Below are 25907 nucleotides of genomic sequence, written 5' to 3' on the forward strand. Positions count from 1 at the left end.
ATGTCTGACTTCTTCACACTTAAATTTGAATACAAAGGGCATCCGCACATCCTGGATGTGCAAACCGCTCATCAGCAATTTAAAACGGTTTATAAGGTAGCCATTGAAGAGCATGAAATTACTTTTGAGCCCGATGAAGAAGGCTATGTACGTGCTGTTTCCAGCAAGCCTATGCATGATCATTTAAACCCGGTAGATGTGGGGCTGTTACATCATGTGGCGGAACTCATTATCCAGCATATTCAGCAGTAAATTATTCCTCATCAATTTTTTCTCCCCGGATCTCATCACGCAGTGATTCAGGATCCCAGCCCTGTCCTTCATCCAGCCATGTTTTTACACGGTCGGATGAAATGAGCTTTTCCATTTCATCAATACGTTCCTTCATGGAACTGATATATTGCTTTTTATCGTCGCGCAGTGCAGATAAGCCTTTCAGGGTACGTTCATCCTGGCGGAAAAACGTCCGTGCGGCACGTTCGCTCCGGTAAGCCCTTCCGCCCAGCATACGCAGGGCATCCACGCCAAGACGCAGGGAAGTGTCTACCGTTTCGCGGTAAATATGCAGTACGCCGAGGTCCATCAGTTCAAAAGTATCTTCATTATTTTCCGCCCTTACCAGTAGTTGCAGATGTGGAAAATACCGCTGGGCCATTCTCACTATCTCCAGCGTTTGTTCCGCATGATCGGTAGCAATGATCAGCATTTTGGCGTCCTTAGCACCTGCGGCAACGAGCAGGTCATAGCGGGATGCATCTCCATAATATACTTTAATACCCAGGTTGTGCAGTGCATCTACCCGGTCGGAATCCAGGTCCAACACCGTAGCATGAATGCCATTGGCCCGCAGGAAACGCCCGGTCATACTGCCAAAGCGGCCAAAGCCTGCAATGATCACCGGATTCTTTTCATTGATCTCATCCGCTTCCCTTTCGGCCTTTATTTCCGACCGGGTATAATATGGCTGGATCACTTTTTCATACACCAGCATAATCAGCGGGGTGAGCGCCATACTGATGGCTACTACCGCTGTTATCATGGCGGTCATTTCCTTACTCATCAGCCCTGTTTGGCCAGTGAACGACAGCAACACAAACGCAAACTCACCGATATCCGCGAGGGCAAAGGCAAATAGCAGGTTCTGATCGGTACTCAGTTTGAAAATCTTTCCCAGCAACAGTAGTACAATGCCTTTCAATGCCATAACACCCACCACTAAACCCATGATCAGCCAGGGCTGCTTCATAATCAGGCTGAAATCAATAGACGCGCCAACGGCAATAAAGAACAAGCCGAGTAACAATCCTTTAAAAGGTTCAATATCACTTTCCAACTCATGGCGGTATTCACTGTTGGCGAGTACTACTCCGCCCAGAAATGCGCCCAGCGCGGAACTGAGGCCCACCAGGTTCATCAGCACCGCAATGCCTACCACCATCAGCAAAGCGGTGGCGGTAAATAATTCGCGTACACGGGTACGGGCAATGATACGCATCAGCGGCCGCACCAGGTACCTGCCTGCAATGATGATAATGGCTACGGCTCCCAGCACTACCAGCGTTTGCGCCCAGCCAGGTAAATTATCCCTTAGGGAAGCATTGTGCGAAGCGGCATCTGCTGCGGCGTTCCCCGCCAGCAAAGGAAATATGGCCAGCATAGGGATCACGGCAATATCCTGGAACAGTAACACCGAAAAGGCGCTCTGCCCGGCGGAAGTGCCCATCCATCCTTTTTCATTCAGGGTTTGCAACACAATGGCGGTAGACGATAGCGAGAGGATCATTCCCAGCGCCAGCGATGTATTCACTGGTTGTCCTACCAGGTAGGCAATGCCCGCAATGGCCGCGGCACTTAATATCACCTGCAGCCCTCCCAGCCCGAGTATGGAGGAACGCAGCCGCCACAGCAGCGCCGGTTCCAGCTCTATACCTATGAGGAACAGCATCATCACTACGCCAAATTCCGCGAAATGCATAATATCTTCTCCCTCCCTTCCTATAAAACCCAGTAAAGAAGGACCAATGATAATACCCGCGATCAGGTAGCCTAAAACGGCTCCCAGTCCCATCTTTTTGGCCAGCGGTACAAATACAATGGCCGCAGCCAGGTATACCATCGACTGAAATAGCAAAGAATGTTGATCCATATTATCTGGTTTGAGCGGGTAGTTGAAGTATTTGATTCAGATCTTTCAGGCCAGGCAAAGGAGTAAGATCAAATTTATCGTCGCGGAGGCGCTCCAGCACCTGTTTCAGCCGGGCTGCATCCTCCTGGATATCTGAAGTATCCTGCCGGTGCACGCCGTATATCACATAAGGAGCGGTATAATGCATGTTGCACAATTTGGCGGTTTGCATAAAAGGCAGCAGAAATTCATGCACGGTATGTCCATGATGGCCATCCGGCTCATAGGAATGTGCAGCACCTCCCGCTGTAATAATATTGCCGAAATACTTACCCTGTAAGGCTTTACCGGTATGCCCGTATGCCCAGCCATGTTCCAGCACCAGGTCGAGCCACTGCTTTACAATAGCGGGTGCGCTGTACCAGTAAAAAGGATGCTGCATAAAAATAATATCGTGCTGCTCCAGCAGCTTTTGCTCACGGGCCACATCCACATCCAGATCGGGGTATTGTTCATACAAGTCATTGAAAGTAACCCCCGGGATGTTTTTAACCACCCGCAGCAGCTGTGAATGTACCCTGGATTTCTCCAGGGCAGGATGTGCAAAATTTATCAGAACTCTCGCCATTATCGGATTTTCGTATAAAGAAATTTAGGTATTTTGTTTCAAAAGTAGCCCTTCTGTGTTCACAAATTCCCCGTCAGCCTTCCGAATATTCCTGCAAAAGTAACCGGTATTTATTGAGGATGCTGGATTTGGAAATAAAGCCCACCAGTTGCTTATCCTGTACCACCGGCAGGTTCCATGCCTGGGCGGCATCAAATTTTTTGATCACCACGTTAATGTTATCTTTTAAATTAACTACTGCCGGCGGGGCCTGCATCAGCTTCTTTACGGTAATGGTATCGTACAGTTCGGGATTAAACATAACCGGCCGGATCTCATCCAGCGTAATAATGCCTTCAAACAGTTGCTCGTGGTTTACTACGGCAATAATATTCCGGGTGCCTTCTTTCACCAGTTCTATGATATCCCGCAGGGTAGCGTCAATGGAAATTGTTTGCACATCTGTCTCCAGGAGGTCTTCCATTTTCAGGAGCAGCAGGATGTTTTTGTCATGGGCATGCGTAAATACTTTACCGTCTTTGGCCAGTTCCTTGATTTCCGGTGAGATAGGTGAAAACCATTTTGCCATCAGGAAAGAGATGGTAGAAACAATCATCAGCGGGATGAAAAGATCGTAACCGGAGCTGGATTCGGCAATCAGGAAGATGGCGGTGAGCGGGGCATACATCACACCGGCCATTACACCAGCCATACCCACAATTACCAGGTTGGTAACCGGGATATCCGTGAACCCCATCTGCTGACAAACCATTGCATAAAAAAATCCCAGGAAGCCGCCTGCGAAAAGGGACGGCGCAAAGTTCCCCCCGTTACCACCGCTTTGTATGGTAACGGATGCAGCCAATGCTTTCAGCAAACACACGCAGCCGGTAAACACCAGTATCATCCAGCTTTGTATGGGAAGATACCGGAAGAAACTGTTTTGGAGAATAGCTTCGCCGTTGCCGGCAGCCAGTGATTTCACACTGGAGTATCCTTCCCCGAATAAAGGCGGCAGCGCCACGCAGAGGGCGGATACCAGCACACCGCCCAGGATGGCGCGTTGCAACGCTGTCCAGTTGAGCGAGTGAAAGAAATGTTCTATTTTTTGTGAGATGACTACGTAATATCTTGCATAAAATCCACTGAGTATACCCAGGGCTATATAATAGGGTACGTTGTGATAGTTAAAAGCAACCCTTGACTCGAAATGAAACAGTGCTTCTTCCTGTAAAATAATTTTAGAAAGTAAACTACCGCAAACGGCCGCCACAATCAGCGGCATGAAATCAGAAAATACCACGCCGGTAAGTAATATCTCAAAAGCAAACATCATCCCGGCAATCGGGGCATTGAATGCGGCCGCTATACCGGCAGTAGCGCCGGCAGCCAATAACAGCGTGCGTTCTTTATAACCAAGTTTATAGGTACGTGCATAATTGGAACCCAGGGCGGCGCCGGTAACAGCGATAGGACTTTCCAATCCGGCGGAGCCACCAAGCCCTACGGTGATGGCACTCTGCAATATCTGGGAGTACATTTTTACAGGTGGGATCAGGCTGGAGTTCCGGGCTATTTCGTGCAGGATAGCTGGTATGCCTTTCCTCGACTGCCCCTTGAAAAACCAGATGACCATGAGTGTAGTAAGCACAATTCCCAGGAAAGGGAACACCACATAAAAAATAACCTGGGTGCTGAAATGTACTTTATAGGTGATTACATAATGAATATAGTGGACCAGGCTTTTTAAGATGACGCCGGCTAATCCTGCGGAACATCCTACCAGGATACCGGAGAGCAGGAGGAACTGGCTGCGGCTCATTTTACTGTGTAACCAATGTAATATGAGCTCATAGCTTTTGGCACTCTTTAAACTGTATTGTTCGAAATCCTTTTTGAATCGAAAAAAGCTATGGTATTTCCGCAGGCGGTTAAATTGACTCATGCGGCAAATTTAAGGATCAAAGCTCAATCAGGGCATAAACTTTATCATTCATATAAGGTCCGCCAGGGCGGCGGGCCGTGTAATCCAGGTTAATCCAGTACTCGCCTTTCAGCTCATGATAATATATTTCTTTCACGGCGGGTTTCGGGAAAAGCGTGATGATAGCCTGTTTCATGATTTCAAACTCCTCTTTGTCGCCGCAATAAAGCTCCGGGTAGGCATGGCCTTTTACCAGTACAATACGGCACCTCGCCCCGATCGATTGCAGGCAGGAGGTCATCAGGATAGAGTGATCGTCGCAATCGCCGCCCAGGCCATTTTGTATGGTTTCCTGTGCGGTGGCAAAGTATTCATCACGGCGGGAGTCCAGCACATATTTGAACTGGCTGTTGATAAACCGGAACAGGGACAGGAACCGGGTTATTTTTCCGTATTTATAGAAATACTCATCGTAATAATCGAGGGAGTGCTTCACGGAGAAGTTGCGGACCACCGAGTCCTGGAAGTTGATCTTTTCCCGCATGCCGCGCACGGTTTTATCGCGGTAGCTTTCTACCCTTCTCGGGTAAAGACTGAGGATATCCAGCTGCTTGCTGCCTTTGGTGTTGAGGTTTCCCTGCACCATACCTTTATAATCGTTGAGCACATTATAAAAGGTATAGCGATCACTAAGTTTGTTAACGACCATTACACTGCATACCAGTAAAAAGATGGGAATGATCAGCGGCCTGAAGATCCAGCGGAGTACATAAACGACTATGAAACTAGCCACTACGGCCAATAGCAGATCGATATGCCAGCCATTTGCCACGAGTGGAGGCGTAAAGCTGTTGATATAGGGTGCCAGCAATAGTAAAGTCAACAGACTCAATGTGTTGAACAATATATTCTGTACTACGGTATATTTGCTTTCGTCTATGGCCATTATGCTACGCAATAAAGCAAAATTATGCCATAATCACCTCGCAAAGTTTGAAACTGCCTGTTTAAAGGAAGTACTTTTCCGGATGAGTTCTATTTGCTGTACCGTATCATTTTTTTGTTTATCCATTTGGAGCTGCTGATAGATTTTGTTCAGCAGTCCGAAATTCATCAGCGCCAATACTTTGAAATCCAGTTTCTGTGCGTTTTCCACGGCTGTTTCCGCCGTACGGATGGCTTTATTGAATTCGTGTTCGTTAAAATATACGCCTGCGTATAGCAGTTTCTGCACAGATTCCAGATATTTTCCACCAAAATAATCGACAGAATATTTCTTGATCACCTGGTCGGTGTGGCGGCAAATCCTTGCAGCAGACGCTGTTTGGCCGAGGCCGAGGTAGGCCTGTGCCTGCCAGCAGAGCAGCATGAGGCGGAGTGAATCTGTTTTACGGTGTTGTAAAGATGGATATGTTTCAAAGATCCGGGTAGTAAAGCTCAGCAGGTGTTCGTTATCTCCCAGCAGGGTGAAAACGATTCCCATATTCCGGAATACGATTTCCTGGGGCTCACTGATGGGCTTCTTGCCACCGCCGGTCCAGTAGCGGAAATAGTTATAGATCTTCTCCCGGATATCTTCGTTTATAATACCAAATTTGAGGAATTCGTAGATGAAGAGCTGGATTTCATAAGGTGTTACCCAAAGTTCATCTTCAAATTCATCGGCAGTGTAGATTTTTTTTATGTTGTTGAGTTCTATTTCGCACTGTTCTGCATCGAGTTGCAGCAGGGCCATTGTGAATAATTTGCTTCTGATTTTGAGTTTATCTTCCCGGGCTTCAGCAAGTCCCAGCAAAGCGGTAAGTACTTTGCGTTTCCTGAAATGAATAAATTCGTCACTGATAAAGGGGCCAATAGGGTTTTTCTTGAAGAAGCCCGCCGGGAAGATGGATTTAAGTTCTCCTTGATTGTTGCCGTCGTGCTGGTAATGTAATACCAGGTATTCCAGCAGGTGGGATTTTTCTATGTTGGATAATGGTAAATGCAACATTTTGATGATGCCATCGATCTGCGCGTGGTTGATGGCATAGCGGAGCAGCCATCTGAATACGCCTATACGGTATGGCGACTGTGGCAGGTGTTCGAGTATTGCCATCAGCAGCGGTTCATTTATTTCCTGGCCGTTTTCTTTCAGGTAGTGCATGGCCACAAAATATTCGAGCAGCATGGTGTGGGCAAAGCGCACCTTCACGTTGAACATAATTTCCTGGCTCAGGTTTTCTTCCACTAATATATTATCGGCGAGCAGTTCTTTGTAGGCAGGGAACAGATCGGCGTTTTGAGTGAGCAATAAATTTTTATCCGCATAGATTCCTGTTCTGCCGAGATCGAGCAGGGTCAGTAATTTTTCGATGATTTTTATTTTGAAAGAATTGCTCTGGGAGTTGAATACGCGGTTCTGGATAAAGCGCGATACAATCTCGAACAGGCTAAGGTGTTCATCTACAAAGGTTTGATCCGGACCGCTGTTAAGCTGACAAAAGAGTTGCAGGTAATAAGGATAACGCAGTTTTTGCAGGAAATTTTCAGAGAACAGTCGTACAGTAGCTGGATCAAACTGGTGGTTATAAAGAATAGACTTCACTTCCTGTTCCGTAAGCCGGGGCATGTTGATATTGGTTTCTTCATCCATTTCAGCGCCCAGGTACCAATAGCGCCGGAAGGCGGGATATTGCTGGGAGTGCTGGAATATCTCTGCCCAGGTGCTGCTCCGGATAGAAAGGATCACTTTTACCCAGGGGTATAAATCGTTGGAATATACGAAGTCTTCCAGTTTGGAATATAGTAAACGGAGTTTTTCGCCAGCTACTGCGATTTCGTCGAAGCCGTCTATTATTAATATAAGGCGTCCGCCTTTTTTATCGAAGTGGCTGGAAAAGTATTCGCGGAAGTTTTCGCCGTTACCGAGGTTCATCTGGTTATCCAGCCAGGAGGAAAGGGAGAATCCTTTCAGCAGGAGGCTGCCGGCGGCATGAGCGTGGATAAACCAACAAACATCCTGTTTATATCGGGCTTCTTTACCAAACCAACAGTATTCCGCGAGATGCACCAATGCCAGTGATTTGCCCCATCCGGAGGGCGCTATTAACGCGGTGGCCGCGTAGTCGCTTTCCAGGAATTTTTCAATGTGGGCGTTACAGAATGGCCTGTGAACGGTGTACGGGAAGGCAATACCAGAGCGGTTCTTGAGGGTAAGCATGGTGTAATGGGAAACGGCATCTGCTTTGTTTTTCAAATCAGACCATTTACTATTATCCAATGCTGCGGCTGAAGTAGACGCATTGGTTGTCTTGGAAGCGGTGTTCAGCTTCCGGTAGTGATGTTGCTGAAAGTCTTCCCAGTCTTTATATTGGCAATATTGCGAAAGTGTATTCAGGGTGTATCTGGAGAAGCTGTGTTGAGCTACAGCGAATCCGAACACCCTTTTAAGCGTAGTTTCGCTTACCAGTTTCGTGGTGTTATCCAATATGGACTGAGAGAGATGTTTGCAATCTCCTGGCAACATGACTTCAACACCAAACCTGCGTAGAACTTCATTCTGCAGGGTAATGATAAAGTCATAGGATAGATCAATCATAGGGGACAATAAATGGATTTTCGAATTGTCGGTACTTGTTTAATTACGTATCGTATTTGCGTTTAGATTTTCGAATTGCTGAATGAACAAAATGAACAGAAAATATTAAACTGAATTATATATATAAAAATAGCTAATAATAAATATCTACCTCCTTAGTTGTTATCTGGATATCATATATAAATATGATGACGTACAATATAATATTATTATATAAATAATATTAATATATTATTTTTTTTAACTTTGAAGAAGATAAAAGGAAGTATAACTTTTTGCTGACGACGCTAATTTTTTTTCTCTATTCCCGTTTTGGCCAGGTTACCACGCATTCTCCGGCCTGTTTTTCTCCTAATCCCTCTTTCTAAATGAACAAAATGAACAGTAAAAATTAAGATTGAACAAACTGAACTGTTAACCGGAAATGAACAAGAAAGACATATCAATAAACCAGCCCTTCAATATACATTCGTAGCGTTTTTGTAACATTCTTTTAACAAATAACCGCAAGGAAGTATACTTTTTTATCAACCAGTATCCTTTCCCGAAGCCCTTCCTAACCTGCCTGCCTCCCTTAGAGTTTTGTTGTATTGCAATGAAACTGAACAATTTTTATTCAAATATTTGATGCTATGCATTCAAAAGCTACTCCTAATAGCCCTTTTACTGCCCTTTTCTGTTTCCCTAGCTTCGCAGGGAAGGATGCTGTGAAAACCAGCGTTGCCCACTTCTTTCATAAGGCCGGGTCAATAGCATGGAAAAGTCTCGTGCTACTATTATTACTATTTAGTATAGGCGCTCAGGTTAGTCAGGCGCAAACGTACACCACCAGGGTGTATGCCAATACCCAGATAGGCAGAGCCACAGGGCTTTGCGTTGGTTGTGGTGTAACAAATGGTGCGCAGGCAGTGGATGGTTCCCTTACTACAGCATCCACCATCTCTACATTGGTTACACTCTTAGGCGCTACGGCATCGCAGGATCTGATCTTTCCGGCGCCAGTTACCAATAACACGCCGGCGGTGGTTAAAATCGGTACTGCCGGTACACTCGGCACCCTGGTGAATCTAAATCTGCTTGGAGGTGTTTATGTTCAGGCATATAACGGCAGTACCCCGGTAGGAGGTACTGTATTCGCCAATAATTCAGTATTAACCCTGCTGGCAAGCGGTAACCAGGCGGAAATATTTTTACCTGCTCCTGCCGGAACATACGACCGGGTACGGGTAACAGTAGATGGCGGATTAGCAGGAGTAGCTGGCAGCATACAGGTATTTTCAGCATATTATGATACACCTGCTTCAGGTACAATAAACTGTGGCGCAGCAATAGATGTGCTATACGGTGTTACCGGGCAGGCAGCTTCACTCGGTGTGGTAACCAATCCTGCAGCAGCAGGCGATGGTATTGTCACTGCAGCCAATTATGCAACGCTGAGCAGCGTTGTAGGTGCATTAGGCAGCAGTGCACAGGTAACTGCAGTATTCCCTGGTCTCTCTAAAAGCGGTGATTCTATCCGCGTAGTGATTTCTGATCCTGCCTCATTGATTACTTTACAGCTGCTCAGTTCCGTTAGAATCATTACTTACAATGGTCCTAACGTGGTTGATAATATTCAGGCCGACGGTAACTTATTACATCTCAATCTTCTTTCAGGAGCAGGAAATTTGCAGGCATTAACTTTCCTGCCTACCGCTCCTTTCGACCATGTACAGGTGCAGATCGGATCGGGACTGGTAGGCGCACTCGCCTCCCTGAGAGTACATGAAATACAACGTTTCCCGGCGGGCCCGTCAACAGGAGCTGGTGGACCATTGAGGACCACCTGCTTAAATGCGCCGCTTACATTGAATGTAAGTAATCCGGAAGTCGGATTAACTTATACATGGTACGACTCTACCCAAACCACCATCGTAGCTTCCAACAGTACCAGCTACAGTCCTCCTGTAGGGGTAGCCGGAAGTTTCCGCTATTATGTTTCTGCCACCAGGGTTGGCTGTTCAACTGAATCAGCCAAAACACTGGTAACAGTAAAGGTTAATAATTTCTCAACCGCTGCAGATATCACAGTTCCTGCCAGTACGCAGGGCTGCCTGGCGGACACCGTAACAATTACACCTACTTCTGCTACCGTTAATAATAACCCGGTATTCAGCTGGTATAAAAATGCTGATAAAACCGGTCCTATTACAAATGGCCTGATAGAAGGAGCCGTTAAATATAACATCGATACAACCGGAAAATTAAGTATTACCGGTCTGGCTGCAGGATCATACACCTATTATGTAAGCGTATCAGACAGCGATCATTGTGAAAATGCAGCTAACGCCCTGAAGGCAGCTCCGGTAACTGTAGCTGCGCAAATTGCGCCACCTGTACTTTCTCAGGCGTACGCGGTAACAACCGGCATACCATTGGTGTTAACAGCCACCCCGGTATCCGGTGCCAATATTGAATGGTACAGCGATACCACGCAGGCACCCATTGCGGTAGGGAATTCCATTACCCTGCCACCGTTTACCAATCCGGGTGTGTTTACTTATTACGCAGGTGTAAAAACTGCCGGTGGCTGTACGTCTTACCGTGTTCCTGTAGTGATTACTGTAACCGGCCCTGTTACCACTACCAGTTGTAACGTACCCACCAGCCAGGTAACCGGAACCACTTTGGGTTGCATATTGTGTAGTGTTACAAACCCTGGTTTTGACATAGATACTATTTCTACTAATTTTACCCGCCTCAATATACCGGTAGGTTTATTGGGAGGATCAGTTTATCAACAACTTATCTTCCCTGCTGCAGGTGATGCAACAGACAGCATCCGTCTTGATCTCGCTTCCCCGGGCGGACTGGCAGATGTAAGCTTACTTGGAGGCGCCGTGGTTACCGTTTATAATGGTGCAACGGTTGTAAGTACACACACTTTATCACAGTTGGTCACTTTAAGATTATTGAGCGGTACCCGCTACTATGCTACAGTGGCCGCAGGTGGCGTATACGACCGGGTGGAAGTGAAACTTACTGGTGTAGCCAATTTGCTCAATTCCCTTGATATTTATGGTATACGTTCTCTTGTACCGGATCCTGTTATTACCGCCGGCAATGTAACTGTATGCGTTGGCCAGCCTGCTGTATTCACGGCTACTCCTGCTGCGGGTACAACTGTTCAGTGGTATGCAGATTCAACCAGTAACATTTCCCTGGGTAGTCAACCGACATTTACTACCGATACATTGAGAACAGCCGGTACCTTTACTTATTATGTACAGGCAATGGACGGTACCTGCGCGAATCCAAATCGTATACCGGTTACCGTTACTGTAAACGCTTTAGGTACTGCAGCTGATATCACTGTTGCCGATACTACCAATGTTTGCGGAAGCGGTGCTGCCACACTCACACCAACTGCTGCAGGCGTAACAACTCCGGTATTCAAATGGTATACAGACGCCAATAAAACAACGCTTATTACAAACGGCGCTGTTATTGGCGGTGCTACCTTTACTATAAATGCAGCCGGTAGCCTCTCCGTTACCGGTCTCTCACTGGGTAACCATACTTATTACGTAAGCGTATCAGGTACCAACCGTTGCGAAAATGCAGCCGGCAGTCTGAAACCTGCTACTGTAAAAGTAACTACCCCACCTGCACCTCCTACCCTGGTTCAGTCATACACCGTAACTACCGGGTTACCATTAACACTGGTAGCTTCACCTGCTCCGGGATCAACGATCGTTTGGTACCGCGATACCACACAGGCATCCATTGGTAGCGGTAACTCTATTACGTTGCCGCCGTTTACCACTCCGGGTGTATACAGCTATTTCGCGGGCGACAGCCTGCCAGGTGGTTGTGTTTCAAGCCGCGTGCTGATCACCATCACTGTAACAGGTCCTGTTACTACTACCAGCTGTAACGTACCTACCAGCCAGGTAACCGGAACTACTTTTGGTTGCGTGTTGTGTAGTGTTGTAAATCCAACCAACGACATCGATACTGTTAGTACTAATTTCACCCGCCTCAATATACCGGTAGGTTTATTGGGAGGTTCTGTTTATCAACAGCTCATCTTCCCTGGCTTAGGCGAAGCTACTGACAGCATTCGTTTTGACCTGGCTTCACCAGGCGGACTGGCAGATGTAAGTTTACTGGGCGGTGCAGTAGTAACTGTGTATAATGGCGCCACAGTGGTAAGCACACAGAATTTATCACAGCTGGTCACCTTAAGATTATTAAGTGGTAACCGTTACTATGCTACAGTACCTGCCGGTGGCGTGTATGACCGCGTAGAAATAAAATTAACCGGTTTAGCGAACCTGCTTAATTCCCTGGATATTTATGGTGTTCGTTCCGTTGTTCCGGATCCGGTTATTACCGCCAGAAATGTAGCGGTATGCGCCGGCCTGCCTGCTGTATTCACAGCTACTCCGGCTGCAGGTACTACTGTTCAGTGGTATGCTGATTCAACCGGTGGCGTTTCCCTGGGTAATCAGCCGACCTTTACAACAGACACCTTAAGAACAGCCGGTACCTTCACCTACTATGTACAGGTAATGGATGGCACCTGCCCTAATCCAAACCGTATCCCGGTTACAGCCACTGTAAACCCATTAGCTACTGCGGCAGATATTACAATAGCAGATACTACAGCAAGCTGTGGTAGCGGACCGGCAGTGTTGACACCAACTGCAGCCGGTGTTACTACACCTGTATTCAAATGGTATGCAAATGCCAATAAAACTAATCCGATTACAAACGGTGCTGTTATAGGCGGCGCTACCTTTACCATCACCGCGGGCGGTCAGCTTAGTGTTACCGGTCTTACACCTGGCAATCACACTTATTATGTAAGTGTATCCGGTGCTAACCGTTGTGAAAATGCCGCCGGAAGTTTGAAAGCTGCGACTATCAAGGTAGCTACCGCTCCGGCTCCGCCAACAGTAGTACAGAATTATTCCATCAGCACCGGGTTGCCGTTAACCATCACAGCAACTCCTGCTCCCGGCACTACCGTGCTGTGGTATAGCGATACCACACTGGCGCCGATAGCCACCGGCAATTCCATTACTTTGCCTCCGTTCGCAAGTCCGGGAGTATATACATATTATGTAGGCGATAGCCTTGCAGGTGGTTGTTTATCCAACCGCTTGCCAATCGTGATTACAGTAACCGGACCGGTTATACCAGCCAACTGTAATATGCCTACCAGCCAGGTAACCGGAACTACGCTGGGTTGCGTGCTGTGTAGCGTTGTTGATCCAAACAACGACATCGATTCTATTACTACTAATTTCACCCGCCTCAATATACCGGTAGGTTTATTGGGAGGTTCTGTTTATCAACGTCTCATCTTCCCTGCAGTACGCGCGGCATCAGACAGCATCCGTTTTGAGCTGGCTTCACCGGGCGGACTGGCAGATGTAAGCTTACTCGGTGGTGCAGTGGTAACTGTTTATAACGGAACAACCGTTGTAAGTACCAAAACATTATCTCAGTTGCTTACATTGAGAATATTAAGCGGTACCCGCTATTATGCCACTGTTCCGGCAGGCGGCGCTTATGATCGCGTGGAAATAAAACTGACAGGCGTTGCCAACCTGCTGAATTCACTGGACATCTATGATGTACGTGCCGTTGTTCCTGATCCTACCGTTACTACACAAAACCTGGTGGTATGTGCTGGTCAACCTGCCACATTAACCGTAACACCGGCCGCAGGAACAACTGTACGCTGGTATACTGATTCTACCACCACTATTGTAAAGAGCACTTCAAATACATATGTTACAGACACCCTGAAAACAGCAGGTACATTTACCTACTATGTTCAGGCAGTTGGCGCAAATGGTTGTGCAAATCCAAACCGTGTACCTGTTAGGGTAACGGTTAACCCGATCAGCCAGTCTGGTGATATCACTATCGCAGATACTACTACCGCCTGCACCAGCGGACCGGCAGTATTAACACCAACTGCACCGGGTGTTACAGCTCCTGTATTCAAGTGGTATAAGAATGCAAACAAAACATCTCCGATTACCAACGGCCTGGTAGAAGGTGCGGTAAGCTATGCACTGGACAGCACAGGTAACCTGACCATCACTGGTTTGACTGCCGGTGCCTATACTTATTATGTAAGTGTATCCGGAACCGGTCAGTGTGAAAATGCAGCCGGTACGTTGAAAGCTGCAACAGTACGTGTAGTACCAGCTCCTGCTGCTCCGGTTGTAACCGGCGATGTAGTAGTAACTACTGGTGTAAAAGCTGTTTTAAGAGCGCAGCCGGTACCAGGTGCTACCATCGTATGGTATAGAGATGCAACTACTGTTCAGGGTATGGGTGACACCATCCAGGTAGGACCATTTAATACGCCGGGTACTTACACTTATTATGCGGCGGTAAGAATTGCCGGTGCCTGTGAATCTGCCCGCGCAGCCGTAAATGTGAAAGTAACAGGAGGTGTGATTCCTTCTCCGGATTGTAACGTTCCTACCAGTCAGACTTCAGGTACTACCCTGGGTTGTATCCTGTGTAGCGTAAATAATCCTACTAATGATATCGACAGTATCAAAACCAATTTCACTACACTGTCCGTACCTGTTGGTGCGCTCGGAGGCTCTGTATATCAACAACTGATCTTCCCGCATGCAGGATCTGCAGCGGATAGTGTTCAGGTACGTCTGGGTAACTCAGTAGGACTGGCAGATGTTAGTCTCCTGGGAGGTACACTGATCCGTCTCTATAATAATAACACATTGGTTAAAACAGACACCCTGTCAAGATTGCTTACCCTGCGTTTACTCAACGGTCAGCAGTTCCAGGCTACTGTAGTAGCTCCTGCTGCTTACGACCGGGTAGAAGTAAGAATGACTGGTGTACTGAACCTCCTGAATTCAATTGATATCTATGGTGCAAGGATCATATATCCTAAAGCAACTGTAAATACTACAAATGCCACCGCTTGTATCAACACTAAGGCTACGCTTTCTGTAACACCTGCGGCCGGTACATCTGTACGCTGGTATGCTGATTCAACCAGCAGTACTGTATTAAGCACACAGAATACTTATACTACTGATACGCTGAAAGCAGCAGGTAAAGTAACCTACTATGTAGCGGTACTGGGCGGACCAGACAACTGTCCTAACCCGGATCGTATACCTGTAACCGTTACTGTTACACCTGCTCCTCCGGTACCAGGCGCTCCTGCTACCGTGAATATTTGCCCTGGTTCAAATGCTTCACTGCAGGTAACTAACCCGGATCATCAACTGACCTACAACTGGTACAATGTACCAACCGGAGGTACGAAGCTGAATACCGACAGTGGCTTTGTATTTAATGTAACAGCAGTTAACAGGGATACTACCTTCTATGTAGAAGCTGTTAGCAGTTGTGGTGCTGCATCAGGCAGACAAGCCATCAGCATTGTATTATCTGCTTCATTAAGTGCGCCGGTGGTAACACCAAATCCGGATTCAACGGTAGTAGGCAGACAAACTGCACTGACAGCTACTTCCAATACAGCAAATGTTCAGTTTGTATGGTATGCAAGTCAGGCTGGTAATGATAGCCTGTTTACAGGACCAGTATACACGCCTCCTGTATCCAATGTACAGGGAACCGTTACCTACTGGGTAGAAGCCAGGTTAACAGGTGGCGCTTCCTGCAAATCTATCAGGGTACCTGCTGTAGTAATATATGGCCCTGAACCAGGTCCGGATCCTGGCCCATGTGAAGGCGCTTCTACGCAAACAATCGGCGGCAGCGGATTACTCATACTGGGTAATGTGTACAATCCTGCCCTGGCAGTAGACGGTAGCCTGAGCACCGGATCTTCCCTGGTAATCAACCTGGGTGCATTGAACGCACAGGTATGGCAAAGAACTAAATTCAACGGAGTATCTGCTCCTGGAGATACTGTAAGGGTATGGTTGTCGAACCCAAGCCAGGTGCTTTCCGCAGCACTGTTGGGTGGCGTACAGTTAACAACTTACAACGGTACAACTCCTGGAGACTCTCTCCTGGTAAATAATCCGCTCATTAAACTCACTATACTGAGCAGCAAGAGACAAGCTATTCTTGAATTTGTACCGACTAAAGCATTTGATGCAGTGGAAGTAAAACTGAAATCAGGTATACTCGGTGCATTAACAACAGTAGACTTCAACTACGCGCAACGCGCACTGGCGGCTCCGAAAGTTCAGGCAGCACAGGTAACGGTATGTGCCGGTAACACTGCTAAACTGGATGTACAGGATCCTGTGGCTGGCGTTACTTATCGCTGGTACAACAGTAAAGGTGTTTATCTCACCGGTAAAGATGGTGTATCCTTCACTACTGGTACCCTGACTACAGATACCGCCTTCCTGGTAGAAGCGTTCAGGAACAATTGCGCCAGCAGCGTTCGCACAAGAGTGGATGTGAAAGTGGTGGCAGCGCCTGCACCTCCTGTAGTACGTTCTGCAAATGTGGAAGTGTGCGCAGGATCTGATGCGGAACTTGCTATCAACAATCCTGTGAGTGGTTATAGCTACGCATGGTACAATGTGGCTACCGGTGGAACCAGACTGAATCCGGTTCCGGACAGCGGCTTAACATTTACTGTGACCAACGTAACCGCACAGGCAACCTATTATGTAGAAGCTATCAACGACAGCTGTAATACAATATCTGCCACCAGAACGGCGGTTACCGTTAAAACAGGTACCTCATTGGCTCCGCCAACAGTAACACCTGTAAATGATACCGTTGTGATTGGTCAGCGTCCGCTGTTCATTGCAAAAGCAGATGCAGCGAATGCAGAATTCTACTGGTTCAGAACACAAACAGCAACAGACACCTTATTTAAAGGTGCATCTTTCGAAGGTCCTGCATCTACTGCCCTGGGAACCGTTACCTACTGGGTGGAAGCAGCCCTGCCGGGTGCAGCTACCTGTAAGTCTGCAAGAGTAGCAGTGAATGCTATTACTGTAACTCCGTCAGGTCAGGTACCATGCGAAGCCGCAACCGGACAAACAATAGGTGGATCTGGTTTGCTGGTGCTGGGTAATGTTTACAACCCGCAACTTGCAGTGGATGCCTTTACAAGCACCGGATCTTCCCTGGTAATCAACCTCGGGGCAATCAATGCAACGGTATTCCAGAAAGCAACCTTCAACGGATTATCTACTCCGGGTGATACCGTAAGAGTGAAACTGTCCAACCCAAGCCAGATCCTTTCTGCAGCGGTGCTCGGCAGTATACAACTCACTACATACAATGGCAATACACCAGGTGATTCAGTGCTGACTTCTAATCCAATTCTGCACCTGGATCTGCTGAGTGGTAACAGAAGTGCTATCCTCTGGTTTGTACCAACCAAACAGTTTGATGGTGTGGAAGTGAAACTCAGGTCAGGTATATTGGGAGCCTTACTCGATGTTGATTTCAATTACGCACAACGTGCCATTGCTCAGCCGAAAGTACAGGTGAACAACGCTACTATCTGTAAGGGTAAACAAGCTACCCTCAGCGTAATAAATCCTGCAGCAGGTATCACTTACAGCTGGTACAATAGCCAGGGTAACCACTTACTGGATAGCATTGCTTATGTAACACCAACCACACTCGATTCCGGAGTACATACTTATACAGTAGTACCAAGCAGAAATGGTTGTCCGGGTGCAGCATCAGCGGCAATCACAGTAACTGTTCAGGGATCTCCATCAGCTCCGGTTGCGGAAGCCAATAATGTATCTACCTGTCTGAATACACCAACTACCCTCAGGGTAAAAGCAGTAGCAGGGGTTCGGTACAACTGGTACGACGCAGCAACAGGTGGTGCAACACTGGTAACTAACAGTAATGAATATACTACGCCAGGCGGTCTGCAGGCAGGTACCTATAACTTCTATGTGGAAGCGGTGAACGCGGGTGGCTGCGCTAACGACAGCGGACGCACCAGGATTACCCTCACTGTAGACAGTGCTTCAACAGCTGCCGATATTCAAATCACTGATAAAGTAATTTGTGCAGGTGATACAGCGGTATTAACACCAACTACCACTACAGTACAGAATCCTGTATTCAAATGGTATGCTAATGCCGACAGAACCGGTCCGATTACGCAAGGTGTAAGCAGCGCGGGCGTATTAACTATCACAGGACTGACGCCGGGAACATACACCTACTATGTAAGTGTAAGCAACGCCGGCAAGTGTGAAAATAAAGCAGGTGACTTGAAAGCAGTAAAAGTAACGGTGAATAACACCGCCACTCCAACAGACATCGTAGCGGCAGATACAACTATCTGTGCAAATACTACGGTTAAACTCACGGCTGCTTCAACAACCGTAACAAACCCAATATTCAAATGGTATGCAGATGCTGCCCTGACAACATTCCTTGCTTCAGGCGCAACATATACTACCAGTGCCCTGAGCGCAACCACTTCTTACTATGTAACAGTAGAAGGAAGCAACAGATGCGCAAATGCAGCCGGCAGCGCCAAAGAAGTGAAAGTGACAGTGAGTGATATTCCGGCTCCGATTATTAGCGCATCAGCGATCAGCATTTGTGTAGGCGATACCGCAACACTGAGCATTCAGAACGTGGATAATACGCTGACCTACCGCTGGTATAGTGCGGCAACAGGTGGTACATTACTGTTCACCGGTCCGGTGTACAAAGTAACGGGCCTCACTGCTTCGAAAGACTTCTATGCAGAAGCTTCTCTGGGTGGATGTAGTAGTGCTGCCAGAACGAAAGTGTCAATAGGCGTAGGTGTTGCTCCAACCCCGATACTCGAAAACAATAATGTAACAGCATGTCAGGGTGGAACAGCGGTACTGAAAGTAACGTCTTCTGTGAATAATATCACATACAGATGGTATACTACATTAACCGGCGGAGTGGCTGTATTTACAGGACCAATCTTCACCGTGAATAATGTGACAGCTAATACAACCTATTATGTGGAAGCTACCGGTGATACTTCAAATTGTGGTAAACCTTCTGTAAGAGCTGCCGCGAAGATCAACGTGGTACCTGTACCGCCAGCTCCTGTACTGGTAAGCAACAGTGCGGAAGTTTGTAAAGGTCAGAATGTAACATTGCAGATACAGAGTCCTGCAGCCGGCGTTACTTACGAATGGTTTGATGCAGCAACAGGCGGCAACAAAGTAAACGAAGGATCAACGTTTAATATCACGGCACTGGATTCTACAGTGAGCTACTACGTACAGGCACTGGTAAATGGAGGCTGCCCAAGCGCAAGCAGAACGAAGGCCACCATCACCGTGAAGAGCGTACCGGCAATACCTGAAATTTCATCCACTTCCCTGTTCATTTGTCAGGGAGGCAGTGTAACACTTTCTATTCAGAATCCAGTAGCAGGTGTAACCTACCGTTGGTACAACGCTGCATCTGGTGGTACGCTGCTTGCCACAGGCAATAGCTACACAACTGGTGCATTAAATACAAGTACCGATTTCTATGCAGAAGCTAACAATGGTAATTGCAGCAATAGTGTAAGAGCGAAAGTTTCAATAGGTGTAGGACAAGCACCAACACCAATCCTGGAAAGCAATGCACTCACTATCTGTATGGGAACTTCCGGTACACTCCGTGTAACTTCAGCTACTAACGGAGTAATCTACAAATGGTATACTTCTGCCGCAGGTAATGATTCTGTAGGTGTAGGACCGGTATTCCAGACAGGACCGCTCAATGCCAGCATGGATTATTATGTGGGTGCAACAGGAACTACAGGTCAATGCGGTAGTCCATCCGCAAGAGTGAAAGCTACTGTAACAGTAGTGGCACCACAAACAGCTCCGGATGTAGTAGCCTCTGCACTTAAAACATGTGCCGGCACTGGTGTTACCGTATCAGTGAAAACAATCAAACCTGGAGTTACCTATCAGTGGTACGACGCTGCAACAGGTGGCAACCTGCTCTCTTCTGACGCAGTGTACAGCGTACCGGTGGTTACTCAGAATACTACCTTCTATGTACAGGCAAATCTGGGAAGTTGCTCCAGCAGCAGAACAGCGGTGACAGTAACCGTTGACCCAACTCCGCCAATACCGGAAGTAAATGCTGATAACCTCACAACCTGCATAGGTGGTACCGTAACATTCAGTATCAAGGGTGCAGACGCTTCATTGACTTATCGCTGGTATGATGCGCAGAATAACGGCGTATTCCTCGCAAGCGGTACTTCATACGCAACGAAACCACTGGCAGCAAACACTACATTCTATGTAGAAGCACTGAACAGTCAGGGTTGCAGCAGCGGTCGCAAAGCAGTAACAGCAAATGTGAGAAACGATATAGATGCGCCATTGGCAGATCCGTTGACAGTATGTAGCGGACACACAGCGGTACTTTCTGTGAAAGGCAGACAACCAGGTATCATCTACAAATGGTTCAGCGCATCAACCGGAGGAACAGCCGTATTTACCGGTGCAGATTTCACTATCACACCAAGCGTAAGTACTGTATACTTCCTGGAAGCATCTACCAGCGGCGGTTGCATCAGTGCAAGCAGAACAAGGGTAGAAGTAACCGTGAATCCGTCACCGGCTGCTCCTATAGTAACCAATGCAGTCATCAAGGTTTGCACCGGTCAAACAGCTACGCTCGGTGTACAGGGTCCGAATGGCGCCCTCACTTACAAATGGTATACTACCGCAACAGGTGGTACTGCTATCTCCACAGGTGCTTCTTATACAACACCGGCGGTAACAGCTAACCAGATGTATTACCTGGAAGCATCCAGCAGCAATGGTTGTACAAGTCCAACACGTACTGCGGTGAGCGTTGAAGTAATACTTCCACCAGCCGGACCACGTGTAACCGGAAACGATCCGATATGCCCGGGCAGCACAGCAATACTGATGGCTACTTCCACCACACCGGATGTTGATTTCCGCTGGTACTCCGTAGCAACTAACGGTACGCCGATAACCACAGGTGCAACATTTGTTACACCAGCGCTGAATGCCAATACTACTTACTATGTAGAAGCATTTACAGCAGGTGGTTGCACCAGCTCCGCCAGAACAAGGGTAGATATCAGCCTGGCACAACCACTGCCTGCACCAGTTGTAACAGTGGACAATACTACGGCTACGTCTATTACCTTCCGCTGGTCACCGGTTACAGGAGCACAACGTTACGAAGTAACAGTAGACAACGGCGTCACATTCATAGCGCCAAGCTCAGGTGCAACTGGTACCACACATACTATCTCCGGTCTGCAGCCAAATCAGAGTGCTACGATCCAGGTACGTGCTATTGGGGCATCCACTTGTCAGAACAGTGCGCTGTCTGCCGCAGTAACGGATAAAACGAAGAACCCGCAAGGCAATAACATCTATGTACCAAACCTCTTCAGCCCGAACGGCGATGGCATAAATGATATCGAGTATGTATATGGAACCGCCATTGCACAGCTTGAATTCAGGATCTACAACCAGTGGGGTCAATTGGTATTCACATCGAAAGATCAACGTCAGGGATGGGATGGTACCATGAGCGGACAGAAACAACCGGTAGGCGTATATGTATGGATAGTGAAGGCTACCATGCAGGATGGTACGGTGATCACGAAGAAAGGTAACGTAACCCTCATGAGATAATGATGATTCATCAGCAAGATCAAATCAAAAATAAAACCGGGGTGCTGCAAAGCATCCCGGTTTATCCAGAAATACTTAAAAATGTTCCTATGAAAAGGATTTTTATAGTTGCAATGATTTTATGGAGCAGCTTATTGCCCCGCACTTCTGTTGCCCAGGTTGATCCGCACTTTTCGCAATACTATGCGTACCCGTTATGGCTTAACCCTGCTCTTACAGGCGTGATAGACGGTGATTACCGCATTAGTGCCGACTATCGTAATCAGTGGGCCAATTACGGGAAACCATTCTCCACTGTGGGTATTTCTGCAGATGCCGCTACGGATAAGAATATAGGCGTAGGTATTAATGTAATGAACATGTCTGCAGGTGATGCCGGCTATAATTTCTTCAATGCAATGGCCAGCGTTTCTTACACCGGTGTGAAATTTGGCCGTACCAAAACCAGCCAGCTGGTGTTTGGGATCAACGCAGGGTTGATCAACAGAAGGCTGGATCCTGCTAAATTCCAGACCGGCAGCCAGTATCAGCCGGTAACCGGTTTTGATCCCAGCATATTTAACGGGGAGAATGTAAGCAATACCACGTCCAACCAGTTTGACGCAGGAGCAGGTGTAGTATTTTTTGATGGTAATCCAAATCATACATTAAATCCATTTGCCGGATTTGCAGCACAGCATCTTACACAACCAAAGGATCCGTTTTCCTCCGATGGCACCGAAAGAAAGCTGCCGGTAAGATACCTGGTACACGGTGGTACCAAAATCAGGCTGAATGATGCCGTAACCCTTACTCCTACCGGACTTTACATGAGACAAGGAAATGCCGAAGAAATTGTGGCGGGTATGTATGCCCAGCTGATGGTAAATCCTGAATTCGATTTCCTGGTGGGAGGTAACTATCGCTTCAATGATGCCGTAATTCCTTTTGCCGGTTTCCATTTCAAAAGCTTTGTACTGGGATTAAGCTACGATGCCAATACCTCCAACATGCGCCGCCTGGTAAATGGCAGCCAGAGCTTTGAAATATCACTCTCTTTTATCAGCCGCAAAAGAAGAATGCTTAACGAAGAATACTTTATTTGTCCCAGGTTATAATTTATCAAAAACCGGATCAGAATGGAGGCAAAAACATATACAGAAAAAAGAAATGGAACCCTCATGAAAAAAATTACACTCTGTTGGCTGGTGGTTTTTACAGGAATAATTGGCTCCCTACAAGCGCAGTATGTTTATGATTTTAAACATACTGCAGACGTTTTTTACGGCTCACGGGATTATTATTCCGCTGCACAGTACTACAATAAAGCACTGGGCACTTTCAAAATCAAGCCAGAGCAGGTATTACCCTATACAGTTGCCGGCGCTCCTCCCAGTGGTAAACTGAAGGATTATCAACAGGTGGTAGCCAGGCTGGCTGAATCTTACCGGCTCTTCTACGACTATGGTAATGCAGAAACCTGGTATGCGCAACTGGTTGGCTTTAATAATCCGGCATATCCCCAGGCCCGGTACTGGTACGCCATCTGCCTCAGGAACAATGGAAAATACCAGGAGGCACTGGATGAATTTAAAAAATTCAAACAAAGCTATACCGCCGCCGATGAACTGTCTGTAAGAACCCCGCTCGAAATTGCCTGCTGTGAATTCGCACTCTCCGAAGCCAATAAGGAACCAAGATTTACGATCGTAAAAACTGCCGGTAACGTTAATGAAGGCGGTGCAAACTATGCGCCGGTGATCCTCGATCCGGGTACTTTAATGTTTACCTCTTCCCGTGCCGAAAATCCGCCGCTGCCTACCACCGTTAAGCAGCCCACCACAAAAAAACAAGCAAAAAAAGGAACCCCATATGTAAATGATCTTTACACTGCTACCGGCAGCGGCAATACCTTTGATAACAGCCAGAAGCTGAAAATCCCTACCACTAAAGGATTTGATCAGGGAGTATCTGCGATTACCCCGGATGGGAACTCTCTGTATATTACCCGCTGGTCGATGAAAGATGGTGTGAAACAATCCGCTATCTATTTCAGCAGCCGCCAGAATGGAGTGTGGTCTGAACCAAAAATATTAGGCGACAATGTAAACGTTACAGGGTATAACTCTATGCAGCCCTATATCACCGCTGATGGAAAATACCTGCTGTTTGCATCCAACAGACCCGGAGGTATGGGGAAAAATGATTTGTGGTATTGCATCATGACCAACGGCACGCCCGGTGGCGCCCGCAACATGGGTACAGCCATCAACACAAAAGATGAGGAACAGGCGCCATTCTACGATGCAGAGAAAAACCTGCTCGTATTCAGCACCGATGGCCGCGTAGGTTTGGGTGGGCTCGATTTCTTCCAGAGCGAGGGCGACTTCGGTACCTGGTCGGCCCCGGTTAATATGGGTAAACCATTGAATTCTCCTAAAGATGATATCTATTATACAGCACTGGATAATACACATCCCTTTGCAGCAGGCTTCATCAGTTCCGACAGGGAATCTATCTGCTGCCTGGAAGTATTCAGCATTAACCGCATCCGCAAAATAGCAAGCGGGTTGATCATCGACTGTGATACCCATCTGCCGCTGGAAGGCGCTACCGTTACCTTATTGGATACAGTGAGAAGAAAAACAATCCGCAAAGTTACACTGGACGCCACCGGAAGGTATACCTTTGAAGTGGATCCACAACGCTTTTACAAAGTGATTGCTGAAAAAGACAACTATTTCACCAAAACACTCTATTTTAATACAGATTCATTGGTGAGGATAGATTCTATGGATAATCCCACCCTTTGCCTCAAGCATTACGAAATAGAAAAACCAATTGTACTTAATAATATCTACTACGATTTCGGAAAGGCAACGCTCCGTCCGGAATCTAAAGCAGTATTGGATACGGTGGTTGATATGCTGAATGATAATCCGAAGTTAACGATCGAGATGAGCGCACATACCGATAGTGTAGGCTCCGTGAAATTCAACGACAAGCTGTCCCAGGCAAGGGCCCAATCCTGCGTGGATTACCTGATCAGCAGGGGTATTGCTTCGGAAAGGCTTATCGCTAAAGGTTACGGTAAATCCAAACCAATTGCACCAAACTCACTGCCTAATCATAAAGACAATCCAGAAGGACGTCAGCTTAACCGCAGAACTGAATTCAAGGTGTTAAAAAGACAGGTTCAGGTAAAGGTGGAAGATGATGGTAACAGCAGTAGTCAATAAAAATTTTCCCTTAAACCGGCTGTTTGGCCGGATCCTTCCATATCCTGTAATAACCATTTAGAAAGCCGGCCTCCTGGTCGGCTTTTTTATTTAATGATTTTCGATATCTGAAAGAATTTATTTAATTAGGATTCCTTCTTAAATAAAATACAGGAGAAAGCATGTTCATTACTATGAACATGCTTTCAATAGTTCTAATGTAAATTTTCAGACTTTAGAATTAGTTGCTTTTACCAAAGAGGCCAATAGCAATGGTATCAGCAGCTTTCATTACTTTCAGATGGGAACTGAGTTCTATCGCATTGTTATACTTGAATGCAGTATCTTTCTGAATACCGCCTGGTTTTGAAACCTTGATAGATTTTACTTTCGTTAAGAGATCTATCTTCAGTGCAGCACCGGTTCCTTTAAACGTTCCTTTAAGCAGGGTATCTGTTTTGGGAGCCGCAGCAGTGCCAGCAATCAGGTAAACGCCATGATCCGCGTCTTTAATGTTTTTAGTAAGATTCAATACAACGTTCACACTACTATCAGTGTTCTCGGTGATGGTAATATCACCTACCTTTTTATCTTTATCAGCGCCGGATCCTTTCAGTTCAAACGACTTGGAACGTGGTGTTGGAGGAGGTGGTGTTGGATTGTCATCATCTTTGCAGGAGCTTACAGTAATACCCAATACAGTAGCGATCACTACTCCCGTCAGGAGTGTGTTTTTGTTGAACATAAGCATGATTTCAGTTTTTATAAAGGTTTTACGATTGTAATTTTGTAATTGTAATGTTTGTGATTGTGATCTTGTTTTAATATAGGTTTTCAGCGCTTACTTGGAATGTT

The 25907-nt window shown here is 46.8% G+C and carries 10 protein-coding genes; 4 read left to right on the forward strand and 6 right to left on the reverse strand.

What is annotated here, in order from left to right; translation table 11 throughout:
• A complete protein-coding gene (locus tag PV783_RS04140) occupies positions 1 to 252 on the forward strand; it encodes a hypothetical protein (protein ID WP_111577108.1) in 252 nt (83 codons plus the stop codon).
• Between the two features lies 1 nt (position 253).
• On the opposite strand, the gene PV783_RS04145 is transcribed toward PV783_RS04140, so the two are convergent.
• From PV783_RS04145 to PV783_RS04165, 5 genes are all read right to left on the reverse strand, one after another.
• The gene (locus tag PV783_RS04145) at positions 254 to 2146 is read right to left on the reverse strand and encodes a monovalent cation:proton antiporter-2 (CPA2) family protein (protein WP_420987228.1); all 1893 of its coding nucleotides are present in this window, start codon (positions 2144 to 2146) and stop codon (positions 254 to 256) included.
• 1 nt (position 2147) lies between these two features.
• Positions 2148 to 2753 (reverse strand): NAD(P)H-dependent oxidoreductase, encoded by a 606-nt coding sequence (locus PV783_RS04150; RefSeq protein WP_111577106.1) that lies wholly within the window; start codon positions 2751 to 2753, stop codon positions 2148 to 2150.
• A 73-nt stretch (positions 2754 to 2826) separates the two neighbouring features.
• A complete protein-coding gene (locus PV783_RS04155; protein WP_111577105.1) occupies positions 2827 to 4677 on the reverse strand; it encodes a chloride channel protein in 1851 nt (616 codons plus the stop codon).
• 16 nt (positions 4678 to 4693) lie between these two features.
• Entirely contained in the window at positions 4694 to 5602 is a 909-nt protein-coding gene (locus tag PV783_RS04160; RefSeq protein ID WP_079471688.1) for a transglutaminase domain-containing protein, read from the reverse strand.
• A gap of 33 nt (positions 5603 to 5635) precedes the next feature.
• Complete coding sequence (locus PV783_RS04165; protein ID WP_420987229.1) at positions 5636 to 8233, reverse strand: hypothetical protein; 2598 nt, start codon at positions 8231 to 8233, stop codon at positions 5636 to 5638.
• Positions 8234 to 9000: 767 nt separating this feature from the next.
• Between PV783_RS04165 and PV783_RS04170 the strand changes: the two genes are divergently transcribed.
• From PV783_RS04170 to PV783_RS04180, 3 genes are all read left to right on the forward strand, one after another.
• Positions 9001 to 21855, forward strand: coding sequence for a gliding motility-associated C-terminal domain-containing protein (locus tag PV783_RS04170; protein ID WP_420987230.1), 12855 nt, complete (start codon positions 9001 to 9003; stop codon positions 21853 to 21855).
• A gap of 89 nt (positions 21856 to 21944) precedes the next feature.
• Positions 21945 to 22952: a PorP/SprF family type IX secretion system membrane protein gene (locus tag PV783_RS04175; protein WP_079471798.1), complete on the forward strand. Its 1008-nt coding sequence runs from the start codon at positions 21945 to 21947 to the stop codon at positions 22950 to 22952.
• Positions 22953 to 23015: 63 nt separating this feature from the next.
• Entirely contained in the window at positions 23016 to 25073 is a 2058-nt protein-coding gene (locus PV783_RS04180) for an OmpA family protein (RefSeq protein ID WP_227024434.1), read from the forward strand.
• A 220-nt stretch (positions 25074 to 25293) separates the two neighbouring features.
• On the opposite strand, the gene PV783_RS04185 is transcribed toward PV783_RS04180, so the two are convergent.
• Positions 25294 to 25803, reverse strand: a complete 510-nt coding sequence (locus PV783_RS04185) for a hypothetical protein (RefSeq protein WP_079471692.1) — start codon at positions 25801 to 25803, stop codon at positions 25294 to 25296.
• Positions 25804 to 25907: the final 104 nt, after the last annotated feature.

Source organism: Chitinophaga sp. CC14 (genome assembly GCF_048957795.1).
Classification (GTDB): Bacteria; Bacteroidota; Bacteroidia; order Chitinophagales; family Chitinophagaceae; genus Chitinophaga; species Chitinophaga ginsengisegetis.